The organism is Streptomyces beijiangensis (genome assembly GCF_017315755.1).
GTDB classification, from domain to species: Bacteria; Actinomycetota; Actinomycetes; order Streptomycetales; family Streptomycetaceae; genus Streptomyces; species Streptomyces beijiangensis.
The window spans coordinates 1-232 of record NZ_JAFLRJ010001683.1; the positions used below are offsets into that span (position 1 = coordinate 1).

Sequence of the window (232 nt, forward strand, 5' to 3'; positions counted from 1 at the left end):
GATATCTTTGTTGCATCAATATGAATTTGAAGAGAACGGATACCAGGCGTTAAATCTAGAACCGGTAAATCCTCACGCTTTTGGATAGCTTCCATTAAAGCATGTACTTGGAAGCGAAGCAGCAGATCAAGCTCCATTTCTCCGTATTCCACAAGTATATTCGCATCGCCTGAGCAGCGGACGGAAAATGGAAAGCGTCTATTTTCCGTTTCGTTAATCAGCAGCGGATAAT

The 232-nt window shown here is 42.7% G+C and carries 1 protein-coding gene; it reads right to left on the reverse strand.

Features of this window, described 5'->3' with window-relative positions:
* A partial coding sequence (locus J0695_RS43220; protein ID WP_206970258.1) for a carboxyltransferase domain-containing protein occupies positions 1 to 232 on the reverse strand: 232 nt, incomplete at both ends.